Origin of the sequence: Pseudomonas sp. Bout1 (genome assembly GCF_034314165.1) — a bacterium.
Taxonomy (GTDB): domain Bacteria; phylum Pseudomonadota; class Gammaproteobacteria; order Pseudomonadales; family Pseudomonadaceae; genus Aquipseudomonas.
In genome coordinates, this window is the sequence record NZ_JAVIWK010000001.1 from 2862239 (window position 1) to 2875979 (window position 13741).

Sequence of the window (13741 nt, forward strand, 5' to 3'; positions counted from 1 at the left end):
GTGAGGCCCTCACGGTGCACGCTCGGCGGTCAGCCGGCTCATTATTGGATCGGCATGGTCAGCCGGTTTTGCCGGAGTATAGCGTTAACGTGATACATAAATGCAACGATAAAATTGATTTGGTGTGTCTTGATTGCGAATATTCGAAAATACACCAAATGCTTTTTTTTGTGGGTTAACCCCTGATAAATCCCATATTTTATTGGCCTAATCGCGGTAATTTGCGGCCGGGTAGCTGCTTGGCCCACCGCACGATCCAAGCGATACGCTTTTTCAGCTTTGTGCTTGTAAAAATGATGTGATACAAAATAAACCAATATCGGCATCGCTTTGCGAGCACGCCACACAAGGAATCCTCCATGACCTGCTACAGCCTCGACGGCCTGACCCCGGTGGTCGACCCCACGGCCTACGTCCATCCCTCGGCAGTACTGATCGGCGACGTGATCATCGGCCCCCATTGTTACGTGGGGCCGCTGGCGAGCTTGCGCGGCGACTTCGGGCGCATCGTCCTCGAAGAGGGCGCCAACCTGCAGGACACCTGCGTGATGCACGGCTTTCCCGACAGCGACACGGTGGTCGAGCGCAACGGCCATATTGGCCACGGTGCGGTGCTGCACGGTTGCCGGATCGGCACTGATGCACTGGTGGGCATGAATGCGGTGGTGATGGACAACGCCCGTATCGGTGCGCGCTCGTTCGTCTCGGCAACGGCCTTTGTCAAAGCCGGTTTTGAATGCCCCGAGCAGTCGTTGGTGATGGGCACGCCGGCTAGCGTCAAGCGCAGCCTCAGTGACGAAGAGGTGCACTGGAAGCAAACCGGCACCCGCGAATACCAGCGCCTGGCCCAGCGTTGCCTGGAGCAGATGCACGAGTGCGCCCCCCTGAGCGAACCGGAGGCCGACCGGCCACGCATCAGCGACAGTGGCCTGCGGCCCAAGGGCACATGAATCGCCTGCATCCCGACGCCGCTAAAAACGGTATATTTTCTCTTTTTGCCTCGGTACGCCCATGTCGTCACTGACACCCCTGAACCAACTGATTACCCGCTTCCAGGAGCAGACGCCGATTCGCGCCAGCTCGCTGATCATCACGTTGTACGGGGACGCCATCGAACCCCACGGCGGCACGGTGTGGCTGGGCAGCCTGATCCAGTTGCTCGAACCCATCGGCATCAATGAACGGCTGATCCGCACTTCGATCTTCCGCCTGACCAAGGAAGGCTGGTTGACCGCCGAAAAGGTCGGGCGCCGCAGCTACTACAGCCTGACCGGTGCGGGGCGTCGGCGTTTCGACAAGGCCTTCAAACGCGTCTACAGCTCCAGCGTGCCGGCGTGGGATGGTTCGTGGTGCCTGGTGATGCTCACGCAGTTGACCCAGGACAAGCGCAAACAGGTGCGTGAAGAGCTGGAATGGCAAGGTTTTGGTGCGATTGCGCCGACCGTGCTGGCCTGCCCACGCAGCGACCGCGCTGACGTCAACGCCACCTTGCTCGACCTTGGCGCCCAGGAAGACACCATCGTCTTCGAGACCACCGCTCAGGATGTACTCGCCTCCAAGGCCCTGCGGGTGCAGGTGCGCGAGAGCTGGAACATCGAGGAACTGGCGGCCCATTACAGCGAGTTCATCCAACTGTTCCGACCGCTCTGGCAAGCGCTTCGCGAGCAGGAACAGCTTGCGCCTGCGGACTGTTTCCTGGCACGCGTCCTGCTTATTCATGAGTACCGCAAACTGCTGCTGCGCGACCCGCAATTGCCCGACGAACTGCTGCCCGGCGATTGGGAAGGCCGCGCCGCCCGCCAGTTGTGCCGCAATATTTACCGGTTGATCTACGCCAAGGCCGAGGAATGGCTGAACAGCGCGCTGGAAACTGCCGACGGCCCGTTGCCAGACGTTGGCGAGAGTTTTTACCGGCGGTTCGGAGGCTTGAAATAAGGAGCGACGCTGTTCAGGAGAACGGGTGGAGTGACATGGCGTAGAGAATAAAAATAAGCCTGCGTGAGGCCTGATCATGATGTCTTCAATTGCACAGCGCGCTGATGGGTTCGATCAATGGATCCATCAGATCAATCAAATCTGTGGCGCCTTCGATGGGCAAATCCTGGGGGATGGTTTTTCCGGGCAGATCCGCGAATACCAGAGCGGCGCGCTGAAACTCAGCTTTGTCGACGCCTGCCAGGCGCGGCTGTTTCGTACGCCTGCGCAAATCGCGGCGGGCGAGGGCGGCAAGTATTTTGCTGTGTTCCAGCTCGATGGCACGGCTGGCATGGCCCAGGGTGACAGCAAGGCACTGTTGCGTGCCGGCGACATTACCCTGATCGATGCGGCGCACCCCAGCGACTTCACCTACAGCGAGAACTCGCGGCAGTTGTCGCTGATCCTGCCGTCGTACCTGGTGGAGCAGACTTTGCGCTTCAACCGGGTCAAATGCGGGCACCGTATCGAGGCGACGTCGCCGATGGCCATGTTGTCTCGCCAGTTGATTCTGGAGGCTACCCGCCAAGACAACCTGACCTTGCAGGAAAGCGAGGCGACGCTGGAGGCGATTATCAATTTGCTGCGCCCGGCGATCAGCCAGGCGGGCGAAGTCGGCGATGCTCATGAGCGGGTGTTTCGCAAGACGCTGGAGTGTATTGACCAGCACATTCGCTCTGAGCAACTGTGCCCTGAATGGCTGGCGCGAGAGGTGGGAATGTCGGTGCGCGGGCTGTACCGGATCTTTGCCCGCAAGGGTCTGGTGGTGGCGCGGTATATCAAGAATCGGCGGCTGGATTTATGTGCCGAGTCGCTGCGCCAGTGCAGGGTAGAGGAGAAGCTTTCGGTGTTGGGGTATTCGTGGGGGTTTTCGGATTCGAGCTACTTCTCGACAGCGTTCAAGTCGCGGTTTGGCATTGCGCCAGGTGAGTACCGCAAACAACACGCCTGAAATGTAGGAGCTGGTTTGCCTGCGATAGCGGAGTGTCAGCTACCCATTCCTGGCTGACCCACCGCTATCGCAGGCAAGCCAGCTCCCACAGGTTTCAGTTGGGCATTCCGTCTTCGATCGCAATGCCTTGGGCGCGCATCTGCTTGATCAAACCTGCCCGAGTCCCTGGCAGATTAAGCATCGCTTTGTGCCGCAACTCAGTGACTTCCTCAGCGCTATAGGGCTTGTAGTCCACCGGCGTGCTCTTGCCCGCCATCCCATCCGGGCGCATCAGCCAGTTCAACAGTTCCGCCAGTTGCCCGTCGTTCAGCGCCGACTGCGACATCCCCGGCACCCGCACCAAAAATTCCCGCCCGCCCGGCACCTTCAGAAAGTTGCCAACAAACCCGGTCATTCTCGGCGTGTCGTTCGCCGCCGACCCCATGCCGCTGCCCAAATGGCATCCGGCACATTGCAACTGGTAGTTGGTCCCCACGCTGTACCCCGCCTGGGCGATAGGCGTTTGCGGCGACTCGTTACCCGGTGCGTGCTTCTGGTTCGGATTGGGAATCGCCCGAGCCTGGGCGAGCGGGGCGGCCAGTGCACACATCAAACCCAGCAAAAACAAAGTACGCATGACAAGCCTCTTTGCACTGACCTGTGGCGAGGGAGCTTGCTCGCGCTGGGCTGCGCAGCGGCCCCAAGATCTTGGGAGCGCTACGCACTCCAGCGCGAGCAAGCTCCCTCGCCACAGGGTTGGGTTAAACCGCTACACCCCGGATGATCGAAACGGTGCAGTGGTAAATGTGCGATTTGGCCGCCAGGCACCAGTTCACATCGTTGTTGTTGAATGGCCGATACGCCGGCTCTTCGCTGTCGTTACGCGTACACGCGCACTGGGCGCAGCTTTGCTTACCGCAGCAGTCGTTATAGGAAATGATGTAGTCCTTGCCATCCGCCGGGTTGCGGCAGGTACCGATCCAGGTCACCTGGGACGCCTCGGTGCCCGGTGGGCAGGACGTCACCGAACCGCCGCAGCAACTGCACAGGAAACCGTCGATGGAGCAGTAGCGCCAGTAGTCGCAGCTGTTCGGGTCGCCCGGGTCACCGGCTTTCGGGTTATCGGCGGCCAGTGCCTTGCTGGTGCGGTCCAGTGGCAGCAGCAGGGGCAAGGCCGCACCCGCGACCATCAGCGAACCCATGCGGGCCAACAGTTTGCGCCGTGAGGTGGTGTCGGCTAGGCGACGGGTCGAGCGCTCGAATAACAGATCCAGCAATTTCATGAGAGTCTCCCTGCCTTATCAGTGGCTATGGCTATGGCCGTGGCTGTGGTCGTGGGGCTGCGGCTGGCTGTTGAGGTATTCCTGCAGCGTGGCGCTTTTCAGGTGCTCGACTTCGAACAGGCTGTCCAGGTGCTCGCGGGAATTGACCAGGCCCTTGGCGCGCAAGGTGCCGCTCTTGTCGATCAGCGCGGCGTAGGGCAGTTTGCCGATCTGGTAGGTCATGCCCACTTCCGGGCCCACCACGTAGGTGACGTCGTCCAGTTTGTGCTCGGTGATCAGTGCTTGCTGCGCTTGCATGTCGCCGTCGCTGATAAACACCACGTCCAGACGGTCGGCCTGTTCCCTGGCGATGGATTTGATCGCCGGCAACAAGGATTTGCAGATCGGGCAAGTAGGCGAGAGGAAGAACAGCAACTGGTTCTTCTCACCGGCATAACCGAAGTTCACCGGGCGGCCCTTACGGTCGGAGGCAGTAACTTGCGGTGCCGCTTCGTTCACCGCTACACCCTTGTCGACCATCAGCGCGCCGGCCGGGGCGATACGCCCGTGCAGCACACCAATCTGGCGCACCAGGCCCATCACGGCAAACGCGAGTGCCAGCAGCAGTACCCACAGCAGTACGTTGGAAACAATAAGGCCTTCCATTGATCACCTACCAATCAGTTTGAGCAGAAGAGGGGAGTTCGCCAGCAGGCCATCGGCTGCGGCGTAAATCAGCAGCGCGACGGCGCTGGCGGCGACGGTGACGAAGCCGTCGAAAAATCCCAGGTCACGGGCAATCGGCAGCACGCTGGCCAGCAAGGCCACGGCTACCAGTGCGCCGTTGCGCAACAGCAGGATCGGCCGCAATGGCTGCGCCTGATCGGGGCCGGCGCAACCGCAGTCGATGTCCCGGCGGCCGCGCCACAGGTTGATGCCAATTGCTGCGGCGTATAGCGCAATCAGGCCGGCGGCGCTGAGGGCGGCCCATGAGCGGGTGGCCGGAACCAGCAGTGCAAAGGCAATCACCAGCTCCAGCGCCGGAATCACCCGGGCGGCGGGGCGAGTCAGGGCCTGGGGCAGCAACTGGTAGTCCGCCAGTTGCCGGTCGAAGCGTGTCGGTGCGCGCAACTTGTGGGTCGCGGCACTGGCCAGCAACACCGCAATGGCGAGGGCGCTGGCAATGATGAAGATCGGGTCGATATGCATGGCCGAACCTCTTTAGTAGGTCATGATCTGGGTCGCAGTCTTCGCAACCTTGGCCATGCTACCGGTGAGTGTGTTGGTCTTCAGGTCAAAGATCTGCAAACCGCCTTCGACGTCAGCGCCCAACAACAGGGGCTTGTCGTCGCCGGTGGCCTGCATGCTCCAGACCGGGGTCGGGGCTTGCAGGGTGGCTATCTTTTTCAGGGTCTTGAGGTCGTAGGCCCAGATGATGGTGCTTGGGTCTTCCCACTTCATCGGTTCGTGGTTGTCGTGCATCAGCACGTACAGACGGTTGAGTTTTGGCGCCACGGCCATCAGTTGCCAGCCGCCCGGGGCCCAGCCGGTTTTCTTTTCTGCGTCGGTGGTCAGTGACCACGACGGCAGGATTGTTGGCGCGTCGCCGGAGAAGTCGACGGGACGGATGGTGCCGGTAGTGGTGGTGAAGTAGTAGGTATCACCCACATTCACGGCGCGTTCATTGAGCTTCTCGGCGTTGGGGTCGAAGAAGTGCGTGCGGTTGCGAGAGGTTTCCTGGCCCTGCTCGTTAAGCGTGACCACTTGCAGGCTGCCGTCGCCGCACAGCGAGGCGAAGCGGCGGGTGCCGACCGGGTAGTTGAGTACGCAGCCCGGGATCGCGATTTCGCTGGTGACGGCGCGGGACTGGGTGTCGACCACGGTGACCGAGGTTGACGGGGTGAAGTTGTAGACGTAGACAAAGCGATCGTCGCTGCTGGTTTTCAGGCCGTAGCGCTGGGTCAGGGATTCGGCGCGTTTGTTCGGGATCAGGACTTCCCACGAAGGCGACAGGCTGGAGCTGTCCCAGGCGGTGAGCACGTCGGTGCGGTCGCCCCGGGTACCGCGGGAATAGTAGATATCGGCGCTGTACAGGGTTTTTTGGTCGTGGCTCAGGGCCGAGGGTGCGGCGAAGCCGGTGGGCACCATGCCGAGGATGCGCTTTTTGTCGGGGTCTACTACGGTGACGCGGCCGACCACGAAACTTTCGAATTCTACGTCTACCACGAAGGCGCGGTGGGCTTCTGGCGGGAAGGCCAGGGTGGTCTGGCCGATGGTGTCTGGCGGCAGGTCCGCCTGGGCGCTGTTCAAGCCGAGTACAAGCAGGCCCAGACCCAGCGCTGACTGTACGTTGATCCTGTTACTTCGCATTAGGGGCACTCCCTGAATTATTGTGTTTTGCTAATCGCGGGTGCTTTGGCAGATTCTTGCAACTGGATTCTGCCTTGTGGGGGGATTGCAAGAATTGTTGTGGCTGCCAAGTGGTTGTGTGTCTGTGCCAATGGGGTGGTTGGGGGGTATATCCGTTGTTTTTGTTATGGCTGGTATGGGTTCCGCCCTTACGGCGGGTCACTTTTGAAAGGAGCCCAAAAGTAACCAAAAGGCTCTTGCCCCACCACTCGGCACCTCGCTTAGGCTCGGTGTGCCCGAACGCAGGCATTACTCCGCGGGCCGCCGCGACGGCCCGTCCCTGGCCCGTCGCGGCTAAACCGGCGTCCTGCCGGTTTACCCGCTCCGTAATACCTGCGTTCGGCCAGCGTGGTTGACGGGGCGCCTAAGATCAAGATCACAAGCAGATCAAGAACACAGCGGCCTACAGGCCGGCTAGAGTGTTAAAAGCCAGATCAACAGCTAAAGCAGGCACGGTTCCAATGTGGGAGCTGGCTTGCCTGCGATGGCATCACCTCGGCACATCTGAAAAACCGAGTTGCCTGCATCGCCGGCAAGCCAGCTCCTACAGCTTTTGATCTGGCTTTTAACACTCAGGTCGGCTTTCAGGCCGCCGTGCTCTTGCTCTTGATTTTGATCTGACTGCCCCATTCAGCCCGAGGCCGAACGCAGGGATTGAGGAGCGGGTAAACCGGCAGGACGCCGGTTTAGCCGCGACGGGCCAGGGACGGGCCGTCGCGGCGGCCCGCGGAGCAATTCCGGAGTGAGGGCACACCGAGCCTAAGCGAGGTGCCGACAGGCGGGGCAGAGCGTTTTGGTTACTTTTGCGCTTTTCAAAAGTGACCCGCTGTAAGAGCGGAACCAATAGCAGCCATTACCCAAATAACGGATATACCCCCCATCTCAAACCCCCACCAACGGCAGCGAAAAACTAAACACCGCCCCACACGGCTCAAGATTCTGCGCCCAGATATCACCATCATGCCGACCGATTATGTTCTTGCACAACGCCAACCCAATCCCATTACCCCCCACCTTGGACGAAAAGAACCCATCAAAGATTTTCTCCTGCGCCAGCGCCTGAATACCACGCCCACAATCCTCGACACTCAACCGCGCCACGCCTGCATCACGACTGGCGCGCAGGCGCAGTACCCGACGTTCCACAGGCAACTCGCTCATCTCTTCGATCGCATTAAAGGCCAGATTCAGAATCACCTGCCCAATCAGCACCTTCTCGCACTGCACCATCAGCGGTTCGGCGCAGGGTGATATCTCCAACTGCACCTGGCTGGGTTCAGCCCGCAAACTGATGAAGTACCGAGTTTCCTGCAGCAGCTCATTGAGGTCGACCAACTCCGCGCTCCGCTCCAGCTTAACCACGTAATCGCGCACGCTCTTGATTATCGTGGATGCATGCTCGACCTGCCGCACGGCACTTTGCAGCCCCCAGCTCACGCCCTGGTCGGCACTGTGGCTGTCGCCCAAACGAATCAACACACCCTCGATAAAGTTGCGAGTGGCCGCCAGCGGCTGGCTCAGTTCGTGGGCTATCGCCACAGCCATTTCCCCCATGGCGTTGTAGCGGGCCAGGTATTCGAGCTGTTGTTCGCTGACACGCCGGGCTTCCTCCGCGCGGATCAGGTCGCGCTTGACCTTGTCTTCCCGGGAAATATCGCGGAACTGCACCATCAGCACATCGCGCCCGTCCAGGTGCACCAGCGTCGCGACCGCTTCCGAAAGAATCTCCACCCCGGCCTTGGAGCGATAACACCACTCGATGGTCCGCTGGCCGCTGCGGGCCGCGCGTTCCAGCCAGCGTAACCCGATGGAGCGCTTGTACTTCGGCGCGTCGCGGGTCATGTCCGGGGCTTTCAGCGGGATCAGTTCTTCCAGGGTAAAACCCAACGCCGACAGCGCGGCAGTGTTGGCCCAGAGGATGTCCTTGCTCTGCGCATCATGAAGGATGGTGCAGATCGGCATGGCTTCGATCAGGGTGTGGAAATCAGTGTTATTGGGTAGATACATCGCGTAGCCCTTGACGGTGGAGGGGACGACTACGGTGGCAAGTTATACCGGTTTGCCTGCGCTGGCACGCTCAGAAGTAATCGGGGGCGAACTAGGGGATTTCTTTAGCCGGTGGGCTGCACGCCCCAATGGTTGATGGTGGATGGGCTTTTTACACTGGACCCATCAACGCCCGCCACGGCGTCCATAACAACTACAACGGAGAAAGCCCATGCTGCGTTCGGCCCTCGTGCAACCAGACGCTTTACCCGACGTGCAGCCCGCGCTGTTCCAGCAGGTGCTCGATGAGGTGCGCCAGCGCCGCGACGAGTTCGACGCCGGCTCCCATGTTCCACGGGACATGATCGAACGCTTCAAGCAGGTGGGCATTTACCGGGCGGCCACACCGCGCTGTTTCGGCGGCGACGCCCTGGCCCCTGCGAAGTTCTTGCAGATGATCGAGCGTATTTCCGAAGCTGACGGCTCTGCAGGCTGGGTCGCGAGTTTTGGCAGCGCCGGGGTGTATCTGGCGGCCTTGCCCAAGGAAACCCTCGCCGAACTCTACGCCGACAGCCCCGACCTGGTGTTTGCCGGTGGGTTGTTCCCGTTGCAGCCGGCGGAGACCGTCGACGGCGGCTGGCAGGTCAACGGCACCTGGAAGTTCGCCAGCGGCTGCAAAGGCGCGGACCTGCTGGGCGTGGGCATCGGCGCGGCGGGCGGCAAGCCACGTACTGCGGTGTTCAAGCCGGGCCAGGTTGAAATTATCGAAAACTGGGACGTGGTCGGCCTCAAGGGCACCGGCAGCCACGACCTGCGTGTCACCGACCAATACATCGACGAGCGCTGGACGTTCATCCGTGGCGGCGCCGCCACCATCGACGAGCCGCTGTTCCATTACCCCTCGATCGCCTACGCCGCCCAGGTGCTGGCGGTGGTCAACCTCGGCCTGGCGCGGGCCGCCCTCGATGAAATCAGCGCCATGGCCAGTGGCAGCGGCATCACCGGCGCACCGAAACTGGCGGACCGCGCCTACGTGCGCATCGAAATCGCCAAGGCCGAAGCCCAACTGAGCGCCGCACGCGGTTTCTTCTACGGCGCCACCGAACAAGTGTGGAACTCGATCCTTGCCGGCAACCCCGTCACACCCGAGCAAACCAGCCTGCTGCGCCTGACTGCCATTCACGCGTCCCAGGCCGGCGCCGCCGTGGTGCAGAGCGCCTACAGCCTGGCGGGCACCACCGCGATTTACCTGCGCCACCCGCTGCAACGCTACCTGCGCGACGCCATGGTGGTAACTCAGCACGCTTTCCTCAGCGAAGGCCTGTACGACGGCGCCGGCTCGGTGTTCCTCGGCGTTCCGCCATTCCCTGGCTACATCTGACTTCAAGGATCAACCCATGTTCCAAGCCACTCAAGAACCGCTACGCGTCGTGTTTTGCATCGGCATCACCCAGAACTTTTTCGACCTGCCCACCGGCGAAGGCCTGAGCGTGTGGAAAGGCTTCAGCCAGATGATGGGCGACCTCGGCGCGATGCCGGGCATCAACGTGCTCGGCGCAATGGATGACGACCGCTTGATGGTCGGCCCATCGACCACCTCACCCTGGACCGTCTACATCATGGCCGACGTGGATTGCCACCAGTCGGTGATCGACGCTTGCAACCTGTTTCGCACCACGCCGGTGGGTGAGTACAGCCTGTGGCGCTACGCGAAGATTGAAGCGCGTATTGGCCGCCCGCTGACCATTCCCGACGCGGCCAAGGTGTGAGCCATGGACCTGTTGCAGCGTCTTGAAAGCCTTGAAGGGGAGAGCCAGGTCCGGCGCTTGATGGCGCGCTATATGGACCTGTGCGATGTACCCCGGGCGGTGACCCGGATCAGCGAGCTGGCCGAGCTGTTCAGCGTGGATGCGGTCTGGGAGGGCATTGGCGCCAGCACCGCACACACCTTCGGCCAGCATCAGGGGCGCGAGGCGGTGGCGGCGTTTGTCGGCAGCTACCTGCCGCCCTCCGAGCACTTCGCGTTGAACCTGCATTTCCTCACCAGCGAGTCGATCCAGGTGCACGGCAGCCGGGCGAAGGGGCAGTGGATCATGCAGCAGATTTGTACCTACGCCGACCAGCGCAGCGAGGTGTTCGGCACGCGGCTGAACATCGATTTTCGCCGCGTCGACGGCGCCTGGCTCATCGCGCATTTCCGTACACAGCGCCTGTTCAATACCGCCCTGGGGGTGAGTTCATGAGTACCTTCGTCAGCGAATTTATGCTGGGTGGCAGCGGTAAGCGCGTGGCCATCAAGGATTCCATCGACATCGCCGGGCACCCGACCCGCTCCGGCAGCCGCGCCTTTGCCGATGCACCACCGGCGACCAGGCATGCAGACGTGGTGCAGTTGGTCCTCGACGCCGGCTGGCAGATCGTCGGCAAGACCAACCTGCATGAGTTGGCGTTTGGCGTCACCGGCATCAACGACTGGAGCGGTACCCCGATCAACCCCCAGGCGCCTGACCGGGTGCCGGGTGGTTCTTCCAGTGGTTCAGCCGCAGCTGTGGCGGCTGGCCTTGCGGACATCGCCATTGGCACCGACACCGGCGGTTCGGTGCGGGTGCCGGCGGCATGTTGCGGGATTGCCGGGCTGAAGCCGACCTACGGGCGAGTCAGCCGCACTGGCGCGCAACCGGCGGTATCGAGCCTCGATTGCGTGGGGCCGTTTGCCGCGAATATGCAGGACTTGATTGCGGCGATGCAGGTGATTTGCCCAGGCTTTGAGCCCCACGCTGCGCCGTCCGGCAGCATCCACGTGGGTTTTCTGGATGTCGCCTGTGAGCCATGGTTGAAGGCAAGCCTGATGGCCGCCGTCGACGCTGCTGGCTGGCATCAACGCCGCCTGCACCTGGACGACTTCGACGCGGCATTTGGCGCCGGCCTGACGGTGATCAACGTCGAGAACTGGGCGGCCTTCGGTCACCTCACAGGCAAAGGCTTGATTGGCGCCGACGTCGAACAGCGCCTGCTGGCCGCCAGCCGCACCAGCGCTGTCGACCTGGCCCAGGCCGAAGCAGTACGCCGCCGTTTCAGTCACCAGGTGGATGCCGCGCTCGAAGAATGCTCGGTGTTGCTGCTACCGACCCTGCCAGACCTTCCGCCGACCCTGGCCGAAGCCCGCAACGGCAGCCAGGCGGTGGCCCGCATGACGCCGCTGGTGCGGCCGTTCAACCTCAGCGGCCACCCGGCGCTGACGGTGCCGGTGACTCTGGCCGACAGCGGGCTGAAGGTCGGCCTGCAAATTGTCGGCCGCAAGGGCCAGGACGAATGGGTGTGTGCCCTCGGTGCACAGCTGCAACAGAGCCTCACGGCTCACCAATAAGAACAACGCCTTGAGGAGGGCTCCATGAGTACCCATGAATACCGGCTGATCGCCAAATCCAAAAGCCTCGATGAATTGGTCAAACACGACCGCGTCGACGTGTCGCTGTACAACGACCCGGCGCTGTTTGAAGCCGAACTCGAGAAAATCTTCTACCGCACCTGGGTCTGGGTCGCCCATGAAAGCGAGGTGCGCAACAGCGGCGATTTCAAGACCGCGACCATTGGCCGGCGCCCGGTGATTGTGGTGCGCGACAAGAAAGGCGCGATCAACGTGCTGGAAAACCGCTGCCGCCACCGTGGCGCCACGGTTTGCGAGAAGCACAAAGGCAACGCCACCGGCTTCACCTGCCCGTACCACAGCTGGTCCTATGGCCTGGACGGCAAGCTGCGCGCGCTGCCTTACCCGGACGGCTACGAAGGCATCCTGGAAAAATCCGAATTGCCCCTGACCAGCCTGCGGGTCGACAGCTACGCCGGGATGGTGTTCGCCAGCTACAACGACGACATCGAGCCGTTGGCCGACTTCCTCGGCGGCGCAAAACATTGGATGGACCTGTTCATGAAGCAGGGCGCCGGCTACCCGATCAAGACCCAGGGTGAACACAAGTTCAGCTTCAAGGGCAACTGGAAGATCCAGCTGGAAAACACCACCGATGGCTACCACTTCCCGATCGTGCACAAGTCGTTCATGTCGTCGGTGGATGCCGAAACCTCGGAAATGCTCTCGTTCATGACCGACGAGCAGGCTGTCACCCACTCCCTGGGCAATGGCCACAGCGTCATGGTGATGGTGCCCGAGCATGTCGACCTGGACCACGACGACGGCACCGAGCCGTTGCAGGAGCGCTTTGCCCACGTCACCGAGGAACTGTCGAAAACCATGGAACCGGCCCAGGTGCGACGCATCGTGCGCTCGCTGCATGGCGCCGGGTTCAACCTCAACCTGTTCCCCAACGTGGCGATGTCGATGTCGTTCTTCCGGGTGCTGCGCCCGGTATCGGTCACCGAGACCGAAATCCGCCATATTGCCCTGGGCATGGACGGCGGCCCGCAGATCGCCAACCGTGAGCGCCTGCGCATTCACGAGCACTTCCAGGGCCCGTTCGGCTTTGGCAGCCCCGACGACGCCGAAGCCTGGGACCGGGTGCAACGCGGCTCATATGCCGGCGTGGACGCACCGATTCTGGTCAACCGTGGGCTGAATCGCGAAGTGCTGGCCGAGAACGGCGACAAGGTTTCCCACGCCACTGATGAAGGCGGCATGCGCGGGGCCTATGACATGTGGAAAAGGATGATGAACCAATGAACAACCTGACGGGTTTTACCGCACCGCTGGCCCAGGCCATCGAATTCATCTGGCGTGAAGCCGAACTGCTGGACCACAAGGACTACGTGCAGTGGGCTGCGTTGTGGAGCGAGAGCGGGCGCTACATCGTGCCGATCGAGCCGGACACAGACGATTTCGAGGCCAACCTCAACTACGCCTATGACGATGCGCGCATGCGTGACTTGCGTATCGAGCGGTTGACCGCAGGGTATTCACCGTCGGCGGTGGATGCGGCGAAAACTATACGCAGCGTGTCGCGCTTCACCCTGGTGGAAGCGGCGGGGGACGTGGTGGAGGTCAATTGTGCGCAGCTGCTGTATGCCTACAAGCGCGGGGTACACACGCCGTTCGTGGCCGACCTGAACTACCGCATTCGCTTCAGCGCCGGGGCGGCAACCCTGGAGCGCAAGGTGGTGCGGCTGATCAATTCCACCGACAGCCTGAGTGCGCTCGGGTTTCTGTTGTGAGCACGATCTGACCGAC

The 13741-nt window shown here is 61.8% G+C and carries 16 protein-coding genes; 9 read left to right on the forward strand and 7 right to left on the reverse strand.

Going from position 1 to position 13741, the window contains the following annotated elements; genetic code table 11:
- Positions 1-41 precede the first annotated feature (41 nt).
- Entirely contained in the window at positions 42-347 is a 306-nt protein-coding gene (locus tag RGV33_RS13355; protein WP_322144630.1) for a hypothetical protein, read from the reverse strand.
- Between the two features lie 12 nt (positions 348-359).
- Here RGV33_RS13355 and paaY point away from each other — a divergent pair, with 12 nt between their 5' ends.
- The 3 genes from paaY to feaR all read left to right on the forward strand — a co-directional run bounded on the left by paaY (position 360) and on the right by feaR (position 2926).
- Positions 360-950 (forward strand): phenylacetic acid degradation protein PaaY, encoded by a 591-nt coding sequence (gene paaY / locus RGV33_RS13360; protein ID WP_322144631.1) that lies wholly within the window; start codon positions 360-362, stop codon positions 948-950.
- A 61-nt stretch (positions 951-1011) separates the two neighbouring features.
- A complete protein-coding gene (gene paaX, locus RGV33_RS13365; RefSeq protein WP_010173615.1) occupies positions 1012-1935 on the forward strand; it encodes a phenylacetic acid degradation operon negative regulatory protein PaaX in 924 nt (307 codons plus the stop codon).
- A gap of 76 nt (positions 1936-2011) precedes the next feature.
- Positions 2012-2926 (forward strand): transcriptional regulator FeaR, encoded by a 915-nt coding sequence (gene feaR, locus RGV33_RS13370; RefSeq protein ID WP_322144632.1) that lies wholly within the window; start codon positions 2012-2014, stop codon positions 2924-2926.
- A 94-nt stretch (positions 2927-3020) separates the two neighbouring features.
- Here the strand turns inward: feaR and RGV33_RS13375 are convergent, their stop codons facing one another.
- From RGV33_RS13375 to RGV33_RS13400, 6 genes are all read right to left on the reverse strand, one after another.
- Complete coding sequence (locus tag RGV33_RS13375) at positions 3021-3542, reverse strand: cytochrome C (protein ID WP_322144633.1); 522 nt, start codon at positions 3540-3542, stop codon at positions 3021-3023.
- 124 nt (positions 3543-3666) lie between these two features.
- Positions 3667-4188, reverse strand: coding sequence for a methylamine dehydrogenase light chain (locus tag RGV33_RS13380; protein ID WP_003208877.1), 522 nt, complete (start codon positions 4186-4188; stop codon positions 3667-3669).
- An 18-nt stretch (positions 4189-4206) separates the two neighbouring features.
- Positions 4207-4833, reverse strand: coding sequence for a methylamine dehydrogenase accessory protein MauD (gene mauD, locus RGV33_RS13385; RefSeq protein WP_322144634.1), 627 nt, complete (start codon positions 4831-4833; stop codon positions 4207-4209).
- A 3-nt stretch (positions 4834-4836) separates the two neighbouring features.
- Positions 4837-5376 (reverse strand): MauE/DoxX family redox-associated membrane protein, encoded by a 540-nt coding sequence (locus RGV33_RS13390; RefSeq protein ID WP_322144635.1) that lies wholly within the window; start codon positions 5374-5376, stop codon positions 4837-4839.
- 12 nt (positions 5377-5388) lie between these two features.
- Positions 5389-6537 carry an amine dehydrogenase large subunit gene (locus RGV33_RS13395; protein WP_322144636.1) on the reverse strand — a complete coding sequence of 383 codons (1149 nt, stop codon included), beginning with the start codon at positions 6535-6537 and terminating at the stop codon, positions 5389-5391.
- 921 nt (positions 6538-7458) lie between these two features.
- Entirely contained in the window at positions 7459-8583 is a 1125-nt protein-coding gene (locus RGV33_RS13400; protein ID WP_322144637.1) for a PAS domain-containing sensor histidine kinase, read from the reverse strand.
- Between the two features lie 211 nt (positions 8584-8794).
- Between RGV33_RS13400 and RGV33_RS13405 the strand changes: the two genes are divergently transcribed.
- Genes RGV33_RS13405 through RGV33_RS13430 form a run of 6 tightly spaced genes read left to right on the forward strand, consistent with a single transcriptional unit; the run spans position 8795 to position 13725 of the window.
- Positions 8795-9943, forward strand: a complete 1149-nt coding sequence (locus tag RGV33_RS13405) for an acyl-CoA dehydrogenase family protein (RefSeq protein WP_322144638.1) — start codon at positions 8795-8797, stop codon at positions 9941-9943.
- A 16-nt stretch (positions 9944-9959) separates the two neighbouring features.
- Positions 9960-10331 carry a hypothetical protein gene (locus tag RGV33_RS13410; protein WP_322144639.1) on the forward strand — a complete coding sequence of 124 codons (372 nt, stop codon included), beginning with the start codon at positions 9960-9962 and terminating at the stop codon, positions 10329-10331.
- Positions 10332-10334: 3 nt separating this feature from the next.
- On the forward strand, positions 10335-10805 hold the full coding sequence (locus RGV33_RS13415; RefSeq protein WP_322144640.1) for a nuclear transport factor 2 family protein: 471 nt from the start codon (positions 10335-10337) through the stop codon (positions 10803-10805).
- Complete coding sequence (locus RGV33_RS13420) at positions 10802-11929, forward strand: amidase (protein ID WP_322144641.1); 1128 nt, start codon at positions 10802-10804, stop codon at positions 11927-11929. The genes RGV33_RS13415 and RGV33_RS13420 overlap by 4 nt, the downstream gene beginning before the upstream one ends.
- Positions 11930-11953: 24 nt before the next feature.
- Complete coding sequence (locus RGV33_RS13425; protein WP_322144642.1) at positions 11954-13237, forward strand: aromatic ring-hydroxylating dioxygenase subunit alpha; 1284 nt, start codon at positions 11954-11956, stop codon at positions 13235-13237.
- Positions 13234-13725 carry an aromatic-ring-hydroxylating dioxygenase subunit beta gene (locus RGV33_RS13430; RefSeq protein ID WP_322144643.1) on the forward strand — a complete coding sequence of 164 codons (492 nt, stop codon included), beginning with the start codon at positions 13234-13236 and terminating at the stop codon, positions 13723-13725. The genes RGV33_RS13425 and RGV33_RS13430 overlap by 4 nt, the downstream gene beginning before the upstream one ends.
- Positions 13726-13741 lie beyond the last annotated feature (16 nt).

Bases quoted from the DNA above. Each gene is read 5' to 3' on its own strand.
- paaY (WP_322144631.1), top strand. From the start codon at position 360: ATGACCTGCTACAGCCTCGACGGCCTGACCCCGGTGGTCGACCCCACG.
- paaX (WP_010173615.1), top strand. From the start codon at position 1,012: ATGTCGTCACTGACACCCCTGAACCAACTGATTACCCGCTTCCAGGAG.
- RGV33_RS13395 (WP_322144636.1), bottom strand. From the start codon at position 6,537: ATGCGAAGTAACAGGATCAACGTACAGTCAGCGCTGGGTCTGGGCCTG.
- RGV33_RS13420 (WP_322144641.1), top strand. From the start codon at position 10,802: ATGAGTACCTTCGTCAGCGAATTTATGCTGGGTGGCAGCGGTAAGCGC.
- RGV33_RS13375 (WP_322144633.1), bottom strand. From the start codon at position 3,542: ATGCGTACTTTGTTTTTGCTGGGTTTGATGTGTGCACTGGCCGCCCCG.
- mauD (WP_322144634.1), bottom strand. From the start codon at position 4,833: ATGGAAGGCCTTATTGTTTCCAACGTACTGCTGTGGGTACTGCTGCTG.
- RGV33_RS13380 (WP_003208877.1), bottom strand. From the start codon at position 4,188: ATGAAATTGCTGGATCTGTTATTCGAGCGCTCGACCCGTCGCCTAGCC.
- RGV33_RS13425 (WP_322144642.1), top strand. From the start codon at position 11,954: ATGAGTACCCATGAATACCGGCTGATCGCCAAATCCAAAAGCCTCGAT.
- RGV33_RS13410 (WP_322144639.1), top strand. From the start codon at position 9,960: ATGTTCCAAGCCACTCAAGAACCGCTACGCGTCGTGTTTTGCATCGGC.
- RGV33_RS13390 (WP_322144635.1), bottom strand. From the start codon at position 5,376: ATGCATATCGACCCGATCTTCATCATTGCCAGCGCCCTCGCCATTGCG.
- RGV33_RS13405 (WP_322144638.1), top strand. From the start codon at position 8,795: ATGCTGCGTTCGGCCCTCGTGCAACCAGACGCTTTACCCGACGTGCAG.
- feaR (WP_322144632.1), top strand. From the start codon at position 2,012: ATGATGTCTTCAATTGCACAGCGCGCTGATGGGTTCGATCAATGGATC.
- RGV33_RS13415 (WP_322144640.1), top strand. From the start codon at position 10,335: ATGGACCTGTTGCAGCGTCTTGAAAGCCTTGAAGGGGAGAGCCAGGTC.
- RGV33_RS13430 (WP_322144643.1), top strand. From the start codon at position 13,234: ATGAACAACCTGACGGGTTTTACCGCACCGCTGGCCCAGGCCATCGAA.
- RGV33_RS13400 (WP_322144637.1), bottom strand. From the start codon at position 8,583: ATGTATCTACCCAATAACACTGATTTCCACACCCTGATCGAAGCCATG.